Annotated in this window: 14 protein-coding genes; all 14 read left to right on the top strand. The window is 69.8% G+C overall.

Annotated elements, in window-relative coordinates:
- The first annotated feature begins 29 nt into the window (after window positions 1-29).
- The 14 genes from atpB to DEJ27_RS05035 all read left to right on the top strand — a co-directional run bounded on the left by atpB (window position 30) and on the right by DEJ27_RS05035 (window position 17395).
- Complete coding sequence (gene atpB / locus DEJ27_RS05100) at window positions 30-890, top strand: F0F1 ATP synthase subunit A (RefSeq protein WP_027465782.1); 861 nt, start codon at window positions 30-32, stop codon at window positions 888-890.
- A 61-nt stretch (window positions 891-951) separates the two neighbouring features.
- Complete coding sequence (gene atpE, locus DEJ27_RS05095; protein WP_027465781.1) at window positions 952-1188, top strand: ATP synthase F0 subunit C; 237 nt, start codon at window positions 952-954, stop codon at window positions 1186-1188.
- Window positions 1189-1197: 9 nt separating this feature from the next.
- Window positions 1198-1752, top strand: a complete 555-nt coding sequence (locus tag DEJ27_RS05090; RefSeq protein ID WP_110859012.1) for a F0F1 ATP synthase subunit B — start codon at window positions 1198-1200, stop codon at window positions 1750-1752.
- A 2-nt stretch (window positions 1753-1754) separates the two neighbouring features.
- Window positions 1755-2549: a F0F1 ATP synthase subunit delta gene (locus DEJ27_RS05085; RefSeq protein ID WP_027465779.1), complete on the top strand. Its 795-nt coding sequence runs from the start codon at window positions 1755-1757 to the stop codon at window positions 2547-2549.
- A 108-nt stretch (window positions 2550-2657) separates the two neighbouring features.
- Window positions 2658-4286 carry a F0F1 ATP synthase subunit alpha gene (gene atpA, locus DEJ27_RS05080; RefSeq protein WP_111090441.1) on the top strand — a complete coding sequence of 543 codons (1629 nt, stop codon included), beginning with the start codon at window positions 2658-2660 and terminating at the stop codon, window positions 4284-4286.
- Window positions 4287-5189: a F0F1 ATP synthase subunit gamma gene (locus DEJ27_RS05075; protein WP_110859010.1), complete on the top strand. Its 903-nt coding sequence runs from the start codon at window positions 4287-4289 to the stop codon at window positions 5187-5189.
- 47 nt (window positions 5190-5236) lie between these two features.
- Window positions 5237-6691, top strand: a complete 1455-nt coding sequence (gene atpD, locus DEJ27_RS05070; protein WP_017885744.1) for a F0F1 ATP synthase subunit beta — start codon at window positions 5237-5239, stop codon at window positions 6689-6691.
- A 1-nt stretch (window position 6692) separates the two neighbouring features.
- Complete coding sequence (locus DEJ27_RS05065) at window positions 6693-6956, top strand: F0F1 ATP synthase subunit epsilon (protein ID WP_027465776.1); 264 nt, start codon at window positions 6693-6695, stop codon at window positions 6954-6956.
- A complete protein-coding gene (locus tag DEJ27_RS05060; protein WP_309146756.1) occupies window positions 6953-7723 on the top strand; it encodes a peroxide stress protein YaaA in 771 nt (256 codons plus the stop codon). Before DEJ27_RS05065 ends, DEJ27_RS05060 begins: the two co-directional genes overlap by 4 nt.
- Before the next feature lie 107 nt (window positions 7724-7830).
- Window positions 7831-8388: a hypothetical protein gene (locus DEJ27_RS05055; protein ID WP_110859008.1), complete on the top strand. Its 558-nt coding sequence runs from the start codon at window positions 7831-7833 to the stop codon at window positions 8386-8388.
- Window positions 8389-8443: 55 nt separating this feature from the next.
- Complete coding sequence (locus DEJ27_RS05050) at window positions 8444-9229, top strand: FHA domain-containing protein (protein WP_110859007.1); 786 nt, start codon at window positions 8444-8446, stop codon at window positions 9227-9229.
- 3 nt (window positions 9230-9232) lie between these two features.
- A complete protein-coding gene (locus DEJ27_RS05045) occupies window positions 9233-10054 on the top strand; it encodes a PP2C family serine/threonine-protein phosphatase (RefSeq protein ID WP_017885739.1) in 822 nt (273 codons plus the stop codon).
- A gap of 130 nt (window positions 10055-10184) precedes the next feature.
- On the top strand, window positions 10185-11597 hold the full coding sequence (locus DEJ27_RS05040) for a serine/threonine-protein kinase (RefSeq protein WP_110859006.1): 1413 nt from the start codon (window positions 10185-10187) through the stop codon (window positions 11595-11597).
- A complete protein-coding gene (locus tag DEJ27_RS05035) occupies window positions 11594-17395 on the top strand; it encodes an Ig-like domain-containing protein (RefSeq protein ID WP_146238485.1) in 5802 nt (1933 codons plus the stop codon). Before DEJ27_RS05040 ends, DEJ27_RS05035 begins: the two co-directional genes overlap by 4 nt.
- Window positions 17396-17404: the final 9 nt, after the last annotated feature.

The following is a 17404-nucleotide window of genomic DNA, read 5'->3' as shown; positions in this document are numbered from 1 at the left end:
CCACAACGTCCACCATCGCGTGCCATGATGTGCGCGCGCCGACACAGGAGACAGCGCTGCTATCCCACGCTCTTCCCCTGTCCCTCTCCGCTGCGGTTGACACCGTCGCGGCGGGGAGCAGCAAGGCCGCCGAGTTCCATGGTCCGTCGATCAACGAGTTCTTCCCGGATGCGATCTTCTTCGCCGGGACGCCGTTCGAGATCGATCGGGTCGTCCTCATCCGCTTCTTCGCCGTCGCCGTGCTCCTGGTGTTCGCGTTCGTGGGTACCCGTGCACTGAAGCTCGTGCCGAACCGCGGTCAGGCGTTCATCGAGTACGCGTTCGACGTCGTCCGTCGCAACACCTTCGACAACCTCGGAGAGAAGGACGGCAAGCGTTTCCTGCCGCTCCTGGCGACGATCTTCTTCGGCGTGCTGTTCATGAACCTGACCGGTCTGATCCCGGGCATGAACCTCGCCGGCACCAGCCGCATCGCGATGCCGATGATCCTGGCGATCGTCGCGTACCTCGCCTTCATCTACGCCGGTCTCCGCAAGCACCCGGGCACGTTCCTCAAGAACTCGCTCTTCCCGCCCGGGGTTCCGTGGCCGCTGTACATCATCGTGACGCCGATCGAGCTCGTCTCCACCTTCGTGCTCCGTCCCGTCACCCTGACGCTGCGACTCCTGATGAACATGGTCGTGGGGCACCTGCTCCTCGTGCTGTTCTTCTCGGCCACGCAGTTCTTCTTCTTCGACGCTTCGCTCGGCTTCAAGGCCTTCGGCGTCGGGACCATCGCGTTCGGCATCGCGTTCAGCTTCTTCGAGGTCCTCGTCGCGCTGCTGCAGGCCTACGTCTTCATGCTCCTCACCGCCGTCTACATCCAGCTGGCGCTGGCCGACGAGCACTGATTCCTCACTGACCCCCTACGGGACCGGCGACCGTCGGACCCGCACCTCGAAAGGAAAACACGTGGACGCAACGACCGTTCTCGCGGAGATCAACGGCAACATCGCGACGGTTGGCTACGGCCTCGCAGCGATCGGCCCGGCCATCGGTGTCGGCATCGTCGTCGGTAAGACGATCGAGTCCGTCGCTCGCCAGCCCGAGCTCCAGGGCCGCCTGACGACCCTCATGTACATCGGTATCGCCTTCACCGAGGCCCTGGCCTTCATCGGTATCGCCACGTACTTCATCTTCACCAACTAAGGTTCCTCGATGCAGAACGCACTCATCATCGCGGCGGAGGAAGCGCACAATCCGCTGATCCCGCCGGTGTACGACATCGTGTGGTCGGCGCTCGCCTTCGTCATCATCTTCCTGGTGATGTGGCGTGTCGTCACGCCGCGCATCACGAAGATGCTCGATGAGCGCACCGAGGCCATCGAGGGTGGCATCAAGAAGGCCGAGGCCGCCCAGGAGCAGGCTGCCGCTGCGCTCGACGAGTACAACAAGCAGCTCGCCGATGCACGCGCCGAGGCATCGCGCATCCGTGAGCAGGCCCGCGCCGACGCCACGGCGATCGGCAACGAGGTCCGCGAGCAGGCGGCCGCCGATGCAGCACGCATCACGGCCAACGCCCAGGCGCAGATCGAGGCCGAGCGCCAGAGCGCCGTCCAGGCACTCCGGTCCGAAGTGGGCACCCTCGCGCTGGACCTCGCGTCCGGTGTGATCGGTGAGTCCCTCAAGGACGACGCCAAGTCGACCGCAGTGGTCGACCGCTTCCTCGCCGACCTCGAGGCCTCGCAGGCCACGAAGACGGGGGAGCACTGAGCATGCGCAGCGCTACCAGAGAAGCACTCGCGTCCACCAGGGCGGTGCTGTCGGACCTCGGTCCGAGCGCCGGCCTGGCCGCGGGTGCCGAGATCCTCGCCTCCGGGCGTGCGATCGCCGGTGCGCCGCAGCTGCTCGGGCTGCTGTCCGACCCCACGGCCGACGCGGCCGGCAAGAAGGTCCTCATCGACCGTGTCTTCGCCGGACAGTCGGACGCGACGCGTGCGGTCCTGACCGCGGTGGCCGGCTCGCGCTGGTCCTCGCAGCAGGACCTGCTCGCGGGCATCGAGGACGCGGGCATCCGCGCCGTCGCTGCCACCGCGGGTCCGGACTCGTCGATCGAGTCGGAGCTGTTCGCCTTCGAGACCGCCGTCCGCTCGGACGCCGGCCTCGAGCTGGCGCTCGGCACCAAGCTCGGCAGCCCCGAGCAGAAGGGCGCGCTCGTCGAGCGGCTCCTCGGTGCCAAGGCATCGGAGCAGACGATCACGATCGTGTCGGCTCTGGTGCAGCAGCCCCGCGGCCGCCGCATCGGTGAGATCGTCCGCGACGCCTCGCGCATCGTGGCCGAGCAGGCCGGCAAGCTCGTCGCGACCGTCGTCACGGCGACGCCACTGACCCCCGCCCAGTCGGCCCGCGTCACGCGCGGTCTGTCCGAGCGGTACGGCAAGGACATCAGCATCAACCAGGTCGTCGACCCCACGGTCGTCGGCGGGGTCCGGGTGCAGATCGGCGGCGACGTCATCGACGGCACCGTGTCCACGCGACTCTCGGAGCTCCGGCTCCAGCTCGCCGGCTAGGCGTACGGTCGAAGCCGCTCCTCCCCAAGTCCACAACGGGAACTGCCGAGTCCGGCAGCGTCACCCTCTCGGAGCCGAAGGGCCCCGGAAAACCACAAGGAAAATCCCATGGCAGACATCACCATCAGCCCCGATGAGATCCGTGATGCCCTGAAGGACTTCGTCTCGAACTACGAGCCGACGAAGGCCTCCACGGCCGAGGTCGGGCACGTCACCGACGCCGGTGACGGCATCGCCCACGTCGAGGGTCTCCCCGGCGTCATGGCGAACGAGCTCATCCGCTTCCAGGACGGCACGCTCGGCCTGGCGCAGAACCTCGACGAAGACGAGATCGGCGCCATCGTGCTCGGCGAGTTCGGCGGCATCGAGGAGGGCATGGAGGTCACCCGCACGGGTGAGGTCCTCTCCGCCCCCGTCGGCGACGCCTTCCTCGGTCGCGTCGTCGACCCGCTCGGCGCCCCGATCGACGGTCTCGGCGAGATCGCCGCAGAGGGCCGTCGTGCCCTCGAGCTCCAGGCCCCCGGCGTCATGGCCCGCAAGTCGGTCCACCAGCCCCTGCAGACCGGCATCAAGGCCATCGACGCGATGATCCCCGTCGGCCGTGGTCAGCGTCAGCTGATCATCGGCGACCGCCAGACCGGCAAGACGGCCATCGCGATCGACACGATCATCAACCAGAAGGCCAACTGGGAGTCCGGCGACGAGGAGAAGCAGGTCCGCTGCATCTACGTCGCCATCGGCCAGAAGGGCTCCACGATCGCCTCCGTCAAGGGTGCGCTCGAGGACGCCGGTGCGATGGAGTACACGACCATCGTCGCCGCCCCGGCTTCCGACCCGGCCGGCTTCAAGTACCTCGCCCCGTACACCGGTTCGGCCATCGGCCAGCACTGGATGTACCAGGGCAAGCACGTCCTCATCATCTTCGATGACCTGTCGAAGCAGGCCGAGGCCTACCGTGCGGTGTCGCTCCTCCTCCGTCGTCCGCCGGGCCGCGAGGCCTACCCGGGTGACGTCTTCTACCTGCACTCCCGTCTGCTGGAGCGTTGCGCGAAGCTGTCCGACGAGCTCGGCGCCGGTTCGATGACGGGCCTCCCGATCATCGAGACCAAGGCGAACGACGTCTCGGCGTACATCCCGACCAACGTCATCTCCATCACCGACGGCCAGATCTTCCTGCAGTCGGACCTCTTCAACGCGAACCAGCGTCCGGCCGTCGACGTGGGCATCTCGGTGTCCCGCGTCGGTGGTGACGCCCAGGTGAAGTCGATCAAGAAGGTCTCCGGCACGCTGAAGCTCGAGCTGGCGCAGTACCGCTCGCTCGAGGCGTTCGCGATGTTCGCGTCCGACCTCGACCAGGCGTCGCGTCGTCAGCTGGAGCGCGGTGCGCGTCTGACCGAGCTCCTCAAGCAGCCGCAGTACTCGCCGTACCCGGTCGAGGAGCAGGTCGTCTCGATCTGGGCGGGCACGAACGGCAAGCTCGACACCGTCCCGGTGCCGGACGTGCTCCGCTTCGAGTCCGAACTGCTCGACCACCTGCGTCGCAACTCCGACGTCCTCACGACCCTGCGCGAGACGAACCAGCTCAGCGACGAGACCGTCGCCGAGATGGACAAGCAGATCGACGAGTTCACGAAGAGCTTCCAGACGAGCGACGGCAAGACCCTCGACTCCGAGCAGTTCGACGCGGCTGACGCCGAGGACGTCGACCAGGAGCAGATCGTCAAGGGTCGTCGCTAGATGGCAGCGCAGGTCCGGGTCTACCGCCAGCGGATCAAGTCGGCGAAGACCACGAAGAAGGTCACCCGCGCCATGGAGCTGATCTCGGCGTCGCGGATCCAGAAGGCGCAGGCCCGCATGGCTGCGTCCGGTCCGTACTCGCGGGCCGTCACGCGTGCGGTGTCGGCCGTGGCGACGTTCTCGAACGTCGACCACGTGCTGACCACCGAGCCGGAGTCGTCGACCCGTGCAGCCGTCGTGCTCTTCACCTCGGACCGCGGCCTGAACGGCGCGTTCAGCACGAACGTCCTCAAGCAGGGCGAGGAGCTCGCCTCCCTGCTCCGCAGCGAGGGCAAGGACGTCGTCTACTACCTGGTCGGCCGCAAGTCCGTCGGGTACTTCGCGTTCCGTGAGCGTCCGTCCGAGCAGCAGTGGATCGGCAACACCGACCAGCCGGAGTTCTCGACGGCCAAGGAGATCGGCGACGCCGTCGTGGCGAAGTTCCTCCAGGACACCGCTGACGGCGGCGTGGACGAGATCCACATCGTGTTCAACCGGTTCATCAGCCTGGCGACCCAGGAGCCGCAGGTCGTTCGCCTGCTGCCCCTCGAGGTCGTCGAGGGCATCGACGAGCCCGAGGGCAACGAGCCCCTGCCGCTCTACGAGTTCGAGCCGGACGCCGATGCGGTGCTCGACTCGCTGCTCCCGGTCTACATCGAGAGCCGCATCTTCAACGCCATGCTGCAGTCGGCTGCTTCCGAGCACGCCGCGCGTCAGAAGGCGATGAAGGCGGCCAGCGACAACGCCGACTCGCTGATCCGTGACTTCACCCGACTCGCGAACAACGCGCGTCAGGCGGAGATCACCCAGCAGATCTCCGAGATCGTCGGCGGCGCCGACGCCCTCTCGTCGAAGAAGAAGTAGTCCGCGTCGTTCGCGGACAGATACCCACCCTCAGGAAGGCACCAGCCATGACCGACACCGCAACCACCGCGGTCGAGACGTCGTCGGCGCCCGGTGTCGGCCGGATCGCCCGTGTCACGGGCCCCGTCGTCGACATCGAGTTCCCCCACGACGCAATCCCGGAGATGTACAACCTCCTGTTCACGACCATCACCATCGGTGACTCGTCGCAGGAGATCGGCCTCGAGGTCGCGCAGCACCTCGGCGACGACCTCGTCCGTGCCATCTCCCTGAAGCCGACCGACGGCCTGGTCCGTGGCCAGGAGGTCCGTGACTCGGGCGCTCCGATCTCGGTCCCCGTCGGCGACGTCACCAAGGGCAAGGTCTTCGACGTCCTCGGCAACGTGCTCAACACGGACGAGAAGCTCGAGATCACCGAGCGCTGGCCGATCCACCGCAAGGCCCCGGCCTTCGACCAGCTCGAGTCCAAGACCTCGATGTTCGAGACCGGCATCAAGTCCATCGACCTGCTCACCCCGTACGTGCAGGGTGGCAAGATCGGCCTCTTCGGTGGTGCGGGCGTCGGCAAGACCGTCCTCATCCAGGAGATGATCCAGCGCGTCGCGCAGGACCACGGCGGTGTGTCGGTGTTCGCCGGTGTCGGTGAGCGCACCCGTGAGGGCAACGACCTCATCGGTGAGATGGAAGAGGCGGGTGTCTTCGACAAGACGGCCCTCGTGTTCGGCCAGATGGACGAGCCGCCGGGAACGCGTCTCCGCGTGGCCCTGTCGGCGCTGACGATGGCGGAGTACTTCCGCGATGTCCAGAAGCAGGACGTGCTCCTCTTCATCGACAACATCTTCCGCTTCACGCAGGCCGGCTCCGAGGTCTCGACGCTGCTCGGCCGCATGCCGTCCGCTGTGGGCTACCAGCCCAACCTCGCCGACGAGATGGGTGTGCTCCAGGAGCGCATCACCTCGACGCGTGGTCACTCGATCACCTCGCTGCAGGCGATCTACGTGCCGGCTGACGACTACACCGACCCGGCTCCGGCCACCACGTTCGCGCACCTCGACGCGACGACCGAGCTCTCCCGTGAGATCGCGTCGCAGGGTCTGTACCCCGCGATCGACCCGCTGGCGTCGACGTCGCGCATCATGGACCCGCGCTACCTGGGTGCCGACCACTACGAGACGGCCACGCGCGTCAAGCAGATCCTCCAGAAGAACAAGGAACTGCAGGAGATCATCGCCATCCTCGGTGTCGACGAGCTCTCCGAAGAGGACAAGATCACGGTCGAGCGCGCTCGTCGTATCCAGCAGTTCCTCTCGCAGAACACCTACATGGCGAAGAAGTTCACGGGCGTCGAGGGCTCCACGGTGCCGCTCAAGGACACCATCGAGTCCTTCCGCGCCATCGCCGACGGTGAGTTCGACCACGTTGCGACCCAGGCGTTCTTCAACGTCGGTGGCATCAACGACGTGGAAGAGAAGTGGGCTCAGATCCAGAAGGAGAACCGCTGACATGGCGGGTCTCAGCGTGAGCGTCGTCTCGGCCGACCGTGAGGTCTGGTCGGGCGACACCACCATGGTCGTCGCACGGACGACAGAGGGCCAGATCGGCATCCTCGCCGGACACGAGCCGATGCTCGCGATCCTGGCGCAGGGTCAGGTCCGCATCACGCGGGCCGATGGGTCGACCGTCGCGGTCGACGCCGAGGACGGCTTCCTGTCGGTCGAGCACGACACGGTGACGATCGTCGCGCGGCAGGCCGCGCTGGCGTCCTGACCGGACTGACCGTCCTGCTCCCGCCTTCGGAGACGAAGCGGGAGGGCGGGGACACGAGCCGCACGCTCGATCTGCGTGCACTCTCGTTCCCGGAACTGGCCGATGAGCGGGCCGCGGTGATCACCGCGGCCCGCTTCGTCAGTTCCGAGGAGTCCTCGGCCAGGACGGCGCTGAAGCTCGGTCCGAAGTCGATCGCCGAGCGGCTCCGGAACCTCGAGCTCGACACCTCGGGCACGATGCCCGCGATCGAGCGGTACACGGGGGTCCTCTACGACCCCTTGGGCGCGCAGGACGCGGACGCGGCGACCCGTGCGTGGTGGGCGGAGCACGTGATCGTGCAGTCCGCGATGTTCGGCCCGATCGGTGCCGGTGACCCGATCCCGGCCTACCGGCTGTCGCACGACTCGCGGCTCGGGTCGATCCGACTGGCAGCGCACTGGCCCGCGGTGTCGACCCGTTCCCTGCTGACCCGTGCGGACGGCCTGGTGCTCGACCTTCGATCCGAGGGGTACCGGCAGCTCGGTCCCGTGTCCGGAGCGGTGGCACCACGGGTGGTGAGCGTCGACGGCTCCGGTCGTCGTCGTGCACTGAACCACTGGAACAAGACCGCGAAGGGCCGCCTGGTGGCGTTGCTCGCCCGCACCGGTGCGAGCATCGGCAGCATGGACGACCTGGTCGGCTGGGCGGCCGCGAACGGCGTGGCCGTCGAACGCAACGAGGGCGGCTGGGACCTGGTCGCCGAGAGCCTGGAGCCCGTCGCCGCCTGAGCGGCTTCCGCCGACTCGTCCTCCACAGGCGTGGGCGGGGCCGCTCCGGTCCACAGATGGCCGGGGCGCCCCTGCCTGGAGGCCCGCAGCACGCTTCGATGGCGTGCATGATCCCCCTCACGGCACAGTCCGGCCCCGGCTCCGCAGTCCGTTTCCCTCGCGAGATCGCCGCGGCGGTCACCCTCCCAGCCGCAGCGGCCGCGCTCGTCGCGCCCGGGCGCGCGGACCTGTCGAAGGCCGCTGCGACGGCCGTGGTGACGGCGTGCGGCGCACTCGCGCCCCGCATGGCCCTGGTGCCGTTCATCGCGGCGCAGGGCACTCCGGACCCCCGGTCGATCCGGGTGTTCGACCCCTTCGCCGACCCGACCCCGCCGGCGCTCCACGGTTTCGGCCCGGCTCCCGACCGGGGCCGCGTGCGGCTCGCCGGTGACCGGTGCGCCGACGCGTGGCGGGTGTGGCGAGCGCAGGACGGCCCGTTCGACGGATCGTCGGGTGCCGCCGGTGCCCTGTCGCTCGGAGCCTGGTGTGCGTGGGCGCTCGGGTCGTGGGCCCGGGCGGAGACGCGTGCCCGGTACGCCCTCGAGACCCGTGCTGACGATCCGCTCGCGGGGCTCGTCCTGCGCTCGGTCGTCGCGGGCAGCGGCCCGTCGTGGGAGCGTCGATGACGTGGGGTCGACCGGATCGTCTACGGTGGGGGAGACCACACTGGGAGGGCTCCGGTTGCGCGACGACGACATCGAGGACACCGTCATCCGGCGACCCCGACGATCGGCGGCGGGCGACCGGACGGCGGACGCCGTCGACGACACCGTCATCCGCGGCTCAGGTCCCGTCGTCCCCGGCGCCGGTCCGGACTCCGACCCCGGATCCGACGACGGGGTCCTCGGCGACACGGTCATCCGGCCCGCGCTCGGCGCACCCGGCCAGCCACCGACAGCGGGGGACGACGTCGATCCGGAGGACACCGTCGTCCGGGTGCCGGCGCGACCCGGCGCCGGAGCGAACCCGTTCGTGGGTGCTGCCCCGGGCCTCCCGGCCGTCCCGTCGGTACCCGCCGCACCCGCGACACGCGTGCCCTCGATCCGCATCGACGGCCGCACCTTCCGGCTCGACCACCCGGTGGTCATCGGCCGCCGGCCGTCGCTGCCCCGGGTCACCCGTGGTCCGCAGCCCGAACTCGTGACCGTGCGGTCCGCGTCCGGGCAGGTGTCGTCGTCCCACGTCCGGATCCACGCCGAGGGCGAAGCCGTCGTCGTGCAGGACCTCCGGTCGACGAACGGCACCGTCGTCCGCCCGGCCGGTGCGCCCGCCTACCGCATGGCGTCGGGTGCGTCGATCGTCGCGCTGACGGGTACGGTAGTCGAGATCGGTGACGGCAACGCCATCGAGGTCCTCTCGCCGTACCTCCGGGTCGCACCGACGGCAGAGGGGCTGCCTCCGGTTCCCCCGTGGCCCTCCGATCAGACAGCACACGGCACGCCCCGACCCACCAGAGAGCGATCCTGACACGTGACCGAACTCGGCCGAGCAGCCACTGCGCACGCCATCGACGTCCCCGGTGCCGACGGCGCCACCCTGACGCTCTCGTGGGGAGCCGCGACCGACGTCGGTCGACGGCGTGACCACAACGAGGACAGCTACATCGTGGGGGCGCCGTTCTTCGTCGTCGCCGACGGCATGGGCGGACACCTCGCGGGCGACCGCGCCAGCGACGCGGTCGTGCGTCGGCTCGAACAGGTGACGGCCGAGCCGTTCACCACGCGCCAGGGCATCCAGCGCGCACTGCTCCTCGCGACCGCCGACATCGAGCGTGCAGCCGGCGGCAACGCCATCGGCGCGGGCACCACCGTCACCGGGATCGCGCTCGTGGCGTCGCTCGGGCAGCCCGCGGCGCTCGTGTTCAACGTCGGTGACTCCCGCACCTACCGCATCGAGGACGGCGTGCTCCGCCGCGTCACCGTCGACCACTCGGTGGTGCAGGAGATGGTGGACGCCGGCCTGCTGCGCGCCGAGGACGCCGAGCAGCACCCGGACAGCAACGTCATCACGCGTGCGGTCGGCTTCGGCGAACCGCCGGCGCCGGACTGGTGGACCCTGCCCCTGCGGGCCGGCGATCGCTACATCGTGTGCTCCGACGGGCTGACCAAGGAGCTCGGCGACGCCGGGATCGCGCGCATCGCGGCACGTGAGCCAGGCGCGCAGGACCTGGCGGAACGCCTGGTGGGCGACGCCGTCGTGGCCGGCGGTCGTGACAACGTCACCGTGGTGGTGCTGCAGGTCGATGCCGCACCGGACGACGGCGACCTCGAGGACACGCTGCCGCGGCACTAGCTGGCCCCCGAACTGGGGGAACACGTCGAGCTGTGGGGGATCGACGTGCGGAATGTCCGTCACCCACGCTTCGTACAATGACATGGCCACGTCGAGAGAGCTGGCCGCTCGGCCGGGGGAGGAGAGGACCATGGCGAGACGCCTGCCGTCCACCCCGCCCGTGATCGGCGGTTTCAGCCCCGTCCACGTCCTCGGGTCCGGTGGCTTCGCCGACGTCTTTCTCTACGAGCAGGACATGCCCCGACGACAGGTCGCGGTGAAGGTGCTGCTGGACGAGGTCGTCGACGACCGCGTCCGGCAGATGTTCCAGGCCGAGGCCAACCTGATGGCCCGGCTCAGCACCCACCCGTCGATCCTCACCGTCTTCCAGGCCAGCGTCGCGGCTGACGGCCGTCCCTACCTGGTCATGGAGCTCTGCTCCTCGTCCCTCAGCGAGCGGTACCGTCGCGAACCGATCCCCGTGTCCGAGGTGCTGTCGATCGGCATCCGCATCGGGTCGGCGCTCGAGACCGCACACCGTGAGGGCGTGCTGCACCGCGACATCAAGCCGTCGAACATCCTGCTGACGGCCTACGGCAACCCCGTGCTCTCCGACTTCGGCATCGCCGCGACGATCGGGGGCACCGACCCGGACGAGCCGATCGGCATGTCGATCCCGTGGTCTGCGCCCGAGGTCCTGATCGACGAGTCGCGCGGCACGATCCAGTCCGAGGTGTACTCCCTCGCGGCGACGGTGTACTCGCTCCTCGCCGGGCGCAGCCCGTTCGAGGTCCGCGGCGGCAAGAACGGCGCGAACGACCTGATGCACCGGATCGACAAGGGCGGCGTGAAGCCCACCGGTCGCACCGACGTGCCGCCCTCGCTGGAGCGCCTGCTCGCCTCGGCGCTGTCCCGCAAGCCGCAGGGACGCCCCGCGACGGTGATCGAACTCGTGCGCGGGTTCCAGCAGGTCGAGGCCGAACTCGGCATCCCGCAGACGACCGCCGACGTCGCGGTCGAGGCCTGGGCGATCTCGACGCCGACCCCGCACGGTGACCGCACCGTGATCCGTGAGCTGCAGCCACCCACCCGGGTCGGCGGGCGTCGTCGCACCCGCCGCGCGGTGCAGGGCGGGGTCGTGGCCGGCGGTTCGCACAGCGTCGGCACCGTGCACCGCACCGGGTCCGTGACCCGTTCGCGGCGCCGGACCCGTTCGACCCTGGTGTGGGCGACGTCCCTCGCCGTCGTCGTGGTCGCCGCCCTCGCGATCGCCACGGTCGTCGTCGTCGGTCGGCTCGGCGCCGGGGCCATCCCGGTCGTGGCCGAGGTCCGTGCCGAGCCGTCGCCGCAGTTCGTGTCCTTCAGCTGGACCGACCCCGGGCTGCGCAGCGGCGACACGTACGTCATCTCGTCCAACGGGTCCTCGAGCCAGCAGACCGGCACGACGTTCGTCGTCTCCGGTGAACGCGGCGACGAGGAGTGCATCGCCGTCGCGGTGAACCGCGACGGCAGGACAGGTGCCGCGAGCGCGCAGAAGTGCGCGACGATCGGGAGCGCCGGGTGATCCGCGCCCTCCTCGCGAAGCACCGCTCCGCTGCCGTGACCACGGGTGCCTCGGTGCTCGTCGCCGCCGTCGTCGCGACCACGGCGATCGTCTCCACCGGGTACCACACCCAACGCGTCGACCTCGGCGACGGCACCGTCTGGGTCCCCTCGGCCGAGTACGGCGCGGTCGGCCGGGCGAACACCGGCATCCTGCAGCTCAACACCGCGGTCGAGACGGCCAGCGACGACCTGTCGGTGCTGCAGCGCGGCTCCACCGTCTACAGCGTCGACGAGACCAAGGGCACGGTCGCCCGGGTCGACGTCGCCGACGCCACCGTGGGTGATGCGATCACGCTGCCGGCGGGGACGCCGCAGGTATTCTTCGCGGGCGACACCGCGGTCATCGGCAACGCGGACACGGGCGAACTCTGGGCGACCCCCACGAGCGACCTCGGCGAGTTCGACGCGTCGGCCAAGGCCGACCTGACCCTGGGCGCCGACACCGTCTTCGACGCCTCCGACGGCCACGTCGCGGTCTACTCCGCGAAGACCGGGACGGCGTCGCTGGTCGACGTCGGCGCGACACTCACCGTCTCCGAACGGTGGAAGGTCGACATGGGCCGGGGCGACGACTTCCAGGTCGCCACGTTCGACGGGCACCTCGCCGTGCTCGACCGCACGAGCGGTGCCCTGTCGGTCGACGGCCGCACGGTCGAGCTCGGCGACCGGGTGGGGGCGTCGCCTGCCCTCCAGCGGTCCTCCGACAGCACGGCCGAGGTCACGGTCGCGGGCACGGCGGGCCTGGTCCGCGTCAGCGCCTCCGGCACCGTGGACGCCACCGCGCTCCAGGTGTCCGGGCGACCCGCGCGGCCCTACGTCGACGGGTCCTGCACGTACGCGGCGTGGGCGGGCGGACAGGCGATCGACACGTGTGACGGCAGCGCGTTGCAGCGCCTGGCGAGCACCGGCGGCGCGAGCGAACTGCAGATCCTGCACAACGGCGACACCGTCGTCGCCAACGACCCGACGAGCGGCCGTTCCTGGGCGATCGACCGGAGTGGCCAGCTCATCGACAACTGGGCCGACCTGATCAAGCAGGACGACGAGCAGCAGCAGGAGCAGGTCTCCGACGACGACCCCGAGGTCGACAAGGACCAGAAGCCGCCGGTGGCGGTGGACGACGAACTGGGCGCTCGTCCGGGACGCACCACGAGCCTCCCGGTCCTGCTGAACGACTACGACCCGAACGGTGACCCGATCATCGTGAGCGAGGTCGGCACCATCTCGAAGGCCGCCGGCCGCGTCGCGATCGTCGGCGACGGCCAACGCCTGCAGGTCACGCTGTCGTCGCGCGCCTCCGGGACCGTGACGTTCCCGTACACGATCACCGACGGCAACGGCGGATCGGACACAGCGACCGTCCGGATCAGCGTGCGCCCCGACAGTCAGAACGAGGCGCCGCGGCAGGTCCGTGACACCTCGGCTGACGTCGTCCAGAACGGGCACGTCGTCTCGGACGTCCTCGGCGACTGGGTCGACCCGGACGGCGACCCGGTGTACCTGGAGTCGGCGACCGCGTCGAACGGCGACCGGGTGTCCACCACACCGGACGGCCTGCTCGACTTCCGGAACGACAGCGGCCGGACCGGTGAGCGGTCGGTGCAGCTGGTCGTGAGCGACGGACGCGCCGACGGCCGGGGTGCCGTGACGGTGCGCGTGGCCAAGCAGGGCACCGTCCCGCTGCGTGCCGATCCGTTCCCCGTGTCCGGGTACGCCGGGAAGGCCTTCACGGTCGAGCCGCTCGACCACGTCCGTGGTGGCAACGGCACCGTGACGCTGACGAGCGTGTCGTCGGCGTCCGGGCTCACCGTCACCCCGAGCTACGACGCCGGGACCTTCCGGGTGCAGGGGGAGCGGGCGGGCGACCACCAGCTCGAGTACACGGTGACCGACGGCGTGAAGACGTCGAGCGGGATCGTCCGCGTGACCGTCCTCGCGCCACCGGACGCCTCGACGGCGCCGATCACCACGCCGAAGACGGTGTTCGTCAACACGCTGTCCACCAAGGACACGGACGTGACCGCCACCGACATCGACCCGGCGGGCGGTGTGCTGCTCGTGACGGCGCTCGACGGACCCGCGCGGGGCAGCGGCGTGCAGGCGAGCATCCTCGACCAGCACACGGTCCGTGTGACGCTCACGGCGCCGCTCGACGGTCCGGTGTCGTTCGGGTACACGGAGACGAACGGGTTGGCGTCGTCCCCGGGCACGATCACCGTCGTCGAGATCCCGAAGCCCGACCGCATCCAGCCCCCGGTCGCCCAGCCGGACACCGCGACCGTGCGCGTCGGCGACGTCGCGAACATCGACGTGCTCGGCAACGACACCCAGCCCGAGGGCGAACCGTTGACGCTCCAGCCCGAGCTGGTGCAGAACGTGCCGGGCGACGGCGGCCTGCTGTTCGTCTCCGGTGACCACCTGCGCTACCTCGCCCCGAAGACGCCGGGCAATTACACCGCCGTCTACCGGGTCGCCGGCCCGGACGGCCAGTACGCCGATGCCGCCGTGTCGATCTCGGTGCGCGAGCGTGACGCCGCGACCAACAACCCACCCGTCCCGCAGACCGTCACCGCGCGCGTGGTCGCCGGGTCGTCGGTGCGGATCAGCGTGCCGTTGAACGGGATCGACCCGGACGGCGACTCCGTCCAGCTCGTCGGCGTGGGCTCCAACCCCGACAAGGGATCGGTCGCCGACGTGGCCTCTGACGCCCTCAGCTACGAGGCCGGCGACTACTCGGCAGGTACCGACGAGTTCACCTACACGGTCGTGGACGCCCTCGGTGCCCGTGCGACCGGCACCGTGCGGGTGGGCATCGCACCCCGCGCCGAGCAGGCCTCGAACCCCGTGGCCGAGGCCGACCACGTCACGATCCGTCCCGGTGGGTCGGTGACGGTGCGTGTCCTGCAGAACGACTCCGACCCCGAGGGTGGGCAGCTGACCGTCGCGCAGGCCGAGCCGACGGCCGAGGACGTCTCCGCGAAGATCCTCCGGAAGCAGCAGATCCGCGTCACGCCGCCGAAGTCGGCGAAGCGTGGTGACTTCGCGGTGCTCTACACCGTCGCGAACAGCAGCGGGGGATCGAGCACGGCGTTCCTCACGGTGACCGTCGACCCGGACGCCCAGCCCCTCCGGCCCGAGGTCGACGACACGACCCTCGACCTGCAGGACATCCTGCGCCGGCAGAGCGTGACCGTCGACGTGCTCGACAACGTCTTCTTCGCCGAGGGCACCGCGGCCGACCTCCGGGTCGGGGTCGTCCCCGGCTACGGCGACACGGCGACGCCCACCGACGATGGCCGCATCACCGTCCGGTTGACCGACGATTCGCAGGTGATCCCGTTCTCGGTCGCCCGGCTCGACCACCCGGACATCGTCTCCTACGGCTTCATCAACGTGCCGGGCTTCGACGACGCCCTGCCCCAGATCAACCGCAGCGCCGGCGCGGTCACGGTGAAGAGCGAGGCCACGGTTCGCATCCCGCTGCAGGACTTCGTCGTGACGGCGAACGGCCAGACCGCGAAGATCACCGACCGCGGCACGGTCAAGGCCACCCACGCGAACGGGCAGACCCTGGTGGTCGACTCGTCGACGCTGCAGTTCACGTCGTCGAAGCTCTACTACGGCAAGGCGTCGATCTCGTTCGAGGTCACCGACGGGTCGTCGGCGAACGGCGGCAAGGGCCGCGTCGCCACCCTCGTGCTCCCGATCACGGTCACGCCCCGGTCGAACCAGCCGCCGGCGTTCGCGGGCTCCTCGATCGAGATGCAGCCGGGCGAGACGCGGAAGATCGACCTGACGAAGCTCACCGACTACCCGTACCCGAAGGACCTGCCGGAGCTCCGGTACTCCGTGGTGAGCAAGCCGACCAGCGGTGCCACCGCGACGATCTCGGGCCAGCAGCTGACCATCGCAGTGCCGGACACCGCGAAGAAGAACACGACGGCGTCGATCGGCATAGGCGTGCAGGACGACGCCAACACCGGACGTGCCGGCACCGTGACCGTCGGCGTGGTGGCGTCCACCCGCCCGCTCGTGCAACCCGGCGCCGACAGGTCGATCACCAAGCGTGGCGCGACCACGACCATCGACGTCCTGACGAACGACCAGCCGACCAATCCGTTCCCCGGTGAGCGGCTGCGCGTCGTGAACATCCGCGGGCTCTCCGGCGGGCTGCCGAGCGGTGTCTCGGTGACGCCGAGTGCCGATCGCTCCCGCCTGCAGGTCCGGGTCTCCGACACCGCGAAGCCCGTCGACGCCCACCTGCAGTACCAGGTCGCGGACGCCACGAACGACCCGGACCGGTACGTGTGGGGCGACGTGACCGTCTCCGTGCAGGACGTCCCCGACGCCCCGGGCACACCGACCCGCACCGGCTCGTACGACGGCGGTCAGGCCACCCTGACCTGGTCGACGCCGCAGGGGAACAACTCGCCGATCACCGGGTACCGCGTGACGGGCACGAACGGCGTCTCGAAGAACTGCGGCACCGCGACCGTCTGCACGCTGACCGGGCTCGACCCGAAGGCGTCCTACCGGTTCCACGTCATCGCCACCAACGCGATCGGCGACTCGAAGCCGTCGGGCAGCTCCGCTCCGATCAGTGCGGACTTCGTGCCGGCGCCGCCGAAGGGCATCACCGTCACGCCGAACGGGTCGACGCCGAACCAGCTCGACGTCAAGTGGAGCGCCGTCGCCACTCCGAACCGGGGCAGCTCGGTCGACAACTACGTCGTGACGATCGAGGGTCCGGGGTTGTCCGACACCCGCAACACCGGCACTGCGACGAACACCTCGTTCGCCGGTGCCCAGAGCGCGGCGCAGTACACGGTGACCGTGTCGGCGCGGAACAGCGCTGATCGCAACGGCACGGTGGTGCAGTGGAACTCGGCGTCGGCGACGGGCTCGGCGATCGGTCGACCCGGAACCCCCTCCCTGAGCGCGACGGGGAACCGTCAGGGCTCGACCACTGCTGTCTCGTTGAACGCGACCGAGTCGAACTGGGCCGGTGGAGCACCGGGATGGACGATCGCGAAGTACGCCGCCAACACTCCGATCCCGGCCGGGTGTTCGACCGACGGCGCGGAGAGGACCTGGTCGAGCAGCAGCGCCAGCGACACGATCACGAGCCAGTACCGCTACGTCGCGTACGCCGACAACGGCCTGTTCTGCGCGCCCTCCCAGCCCGCCGGCGTCGAGGGCTACCAGACGCCGGACGCGCCCACCGGCAGCGTCAGCATCGGAACCGACGTCCGGAACCCACAGAACCACGTCGTCGACATCGCTGCGAGCGGGACGACCCGTTACCTGTACTACTCGGTGAACGACGGTCCCCGGGTTCGGTTCAACGGCAGCGCTTCGCTCGGTGCCGGCGCCGGGAACGGGATCGAGTCGAGGGTGGTCTTCACCGCGTGTGCGACCGATGGTGACTACTGCGCATCGAGCAGCGAGTCGAAGGGCACTGCGTACACCACCCGCGCCTCGGTGGTGAGCGCCGTGGTCGGCCAGGGGCCGGTCGTGAACCCACCCGACAACAGCAACAACGCGGCTCTGGTCCCCACGTACAAGGTGGAGTACTGCACCGACGGGCTTCTGGGAAGCTACAACTGCACCGAGGACAAGCCCGACGGTGCGGGGAAGTACGCGCTGAGCGACAACGTGCCGGTCGGGTTCGATGCGATCCGTGTCACCGCAACCGTCAACGGCACGCCCGACCCGAGCCCGGACACGTTCGTCATCACCCCCGCCGCCGGCAAGTGACCATCCAGA

It is taken from the genome of Curtobacterium sp. MCPF17_018 (genome assembly GCF_003234135.1).
In the GTDB taxonomy this organism is placed as follows: Bacteria; Actinomycetota; Actinomycetes; order Actinomycetales; family Microbacteriaceae; genus Curtobacterium; species Curtobacterium flaccumfaciens.
The sequence above is the reverse complement of the archived record's forward strand: the minus strand, read 5'-3'. Positions and strand labels throughout refer to the sequence as shown.

Excerpts from the sequence above, each read along its gene's own strand:
- DEJ27_RS05055 (WP_110859008.1), top strand. The coding sequence starts at position 7,831 with ATGATCCCCCTCACGGCACAGTCCGGCCCCGGCTCCGCAGTCCGTTTC.
- DEJ27_RS05085 (WP_027465779.1), top strand. The coding sequence starts at position 1,755 with ATGCGCAGCGCTACCAGAGAAGCACTCGCGTCCACCAGGGCGGTGCTG.
- atpA (WP_111090441.1), top strand. The coding sequence starts at position 2,658 with ATGGCAGACATCACCATCAGCCCCGATGAGATCCGTGATGCCCTGAAG.
- DEJ27_RS05090 (WP_110859012.1), top strand. The coding sequence starts at position 1,198 with ATGCAGAACGCACTCATCATCGCGGCGGAGGAAGCGCACAATCCGCTG.
- DEJ27_RS05065 (WP_027465776.1), top strand. The coding sequence starts at position 6,693 with ATGGCGGGTCTCAGCGTGAGCGTCGTCTCGGCCGACCGTGAGGTCTGG.
- atpD (WP_017885744.1), top strand. The coding sequence starts at position 5,237 with ATGACCGACACCGCAACCACCGCGGTCGAGACGTCGTCGGCGCCCGGT.
- DEJ27_RS05075 (WP_110859010.1), top strand. The coding sequence starts at position 4,287 with ATGGCAGCGCAGGTCCGGGTCTACCGCCAGCGGATCAAGTCGGCGAAG.
- DEJ27_RS05040 (WP_110859006.1), top strand. The coding sequence starts at position 10,185 with ATGGCGAGACGCCTGCCGTCCACCCCGCCCGTGATCGGCGGTTTCAGC.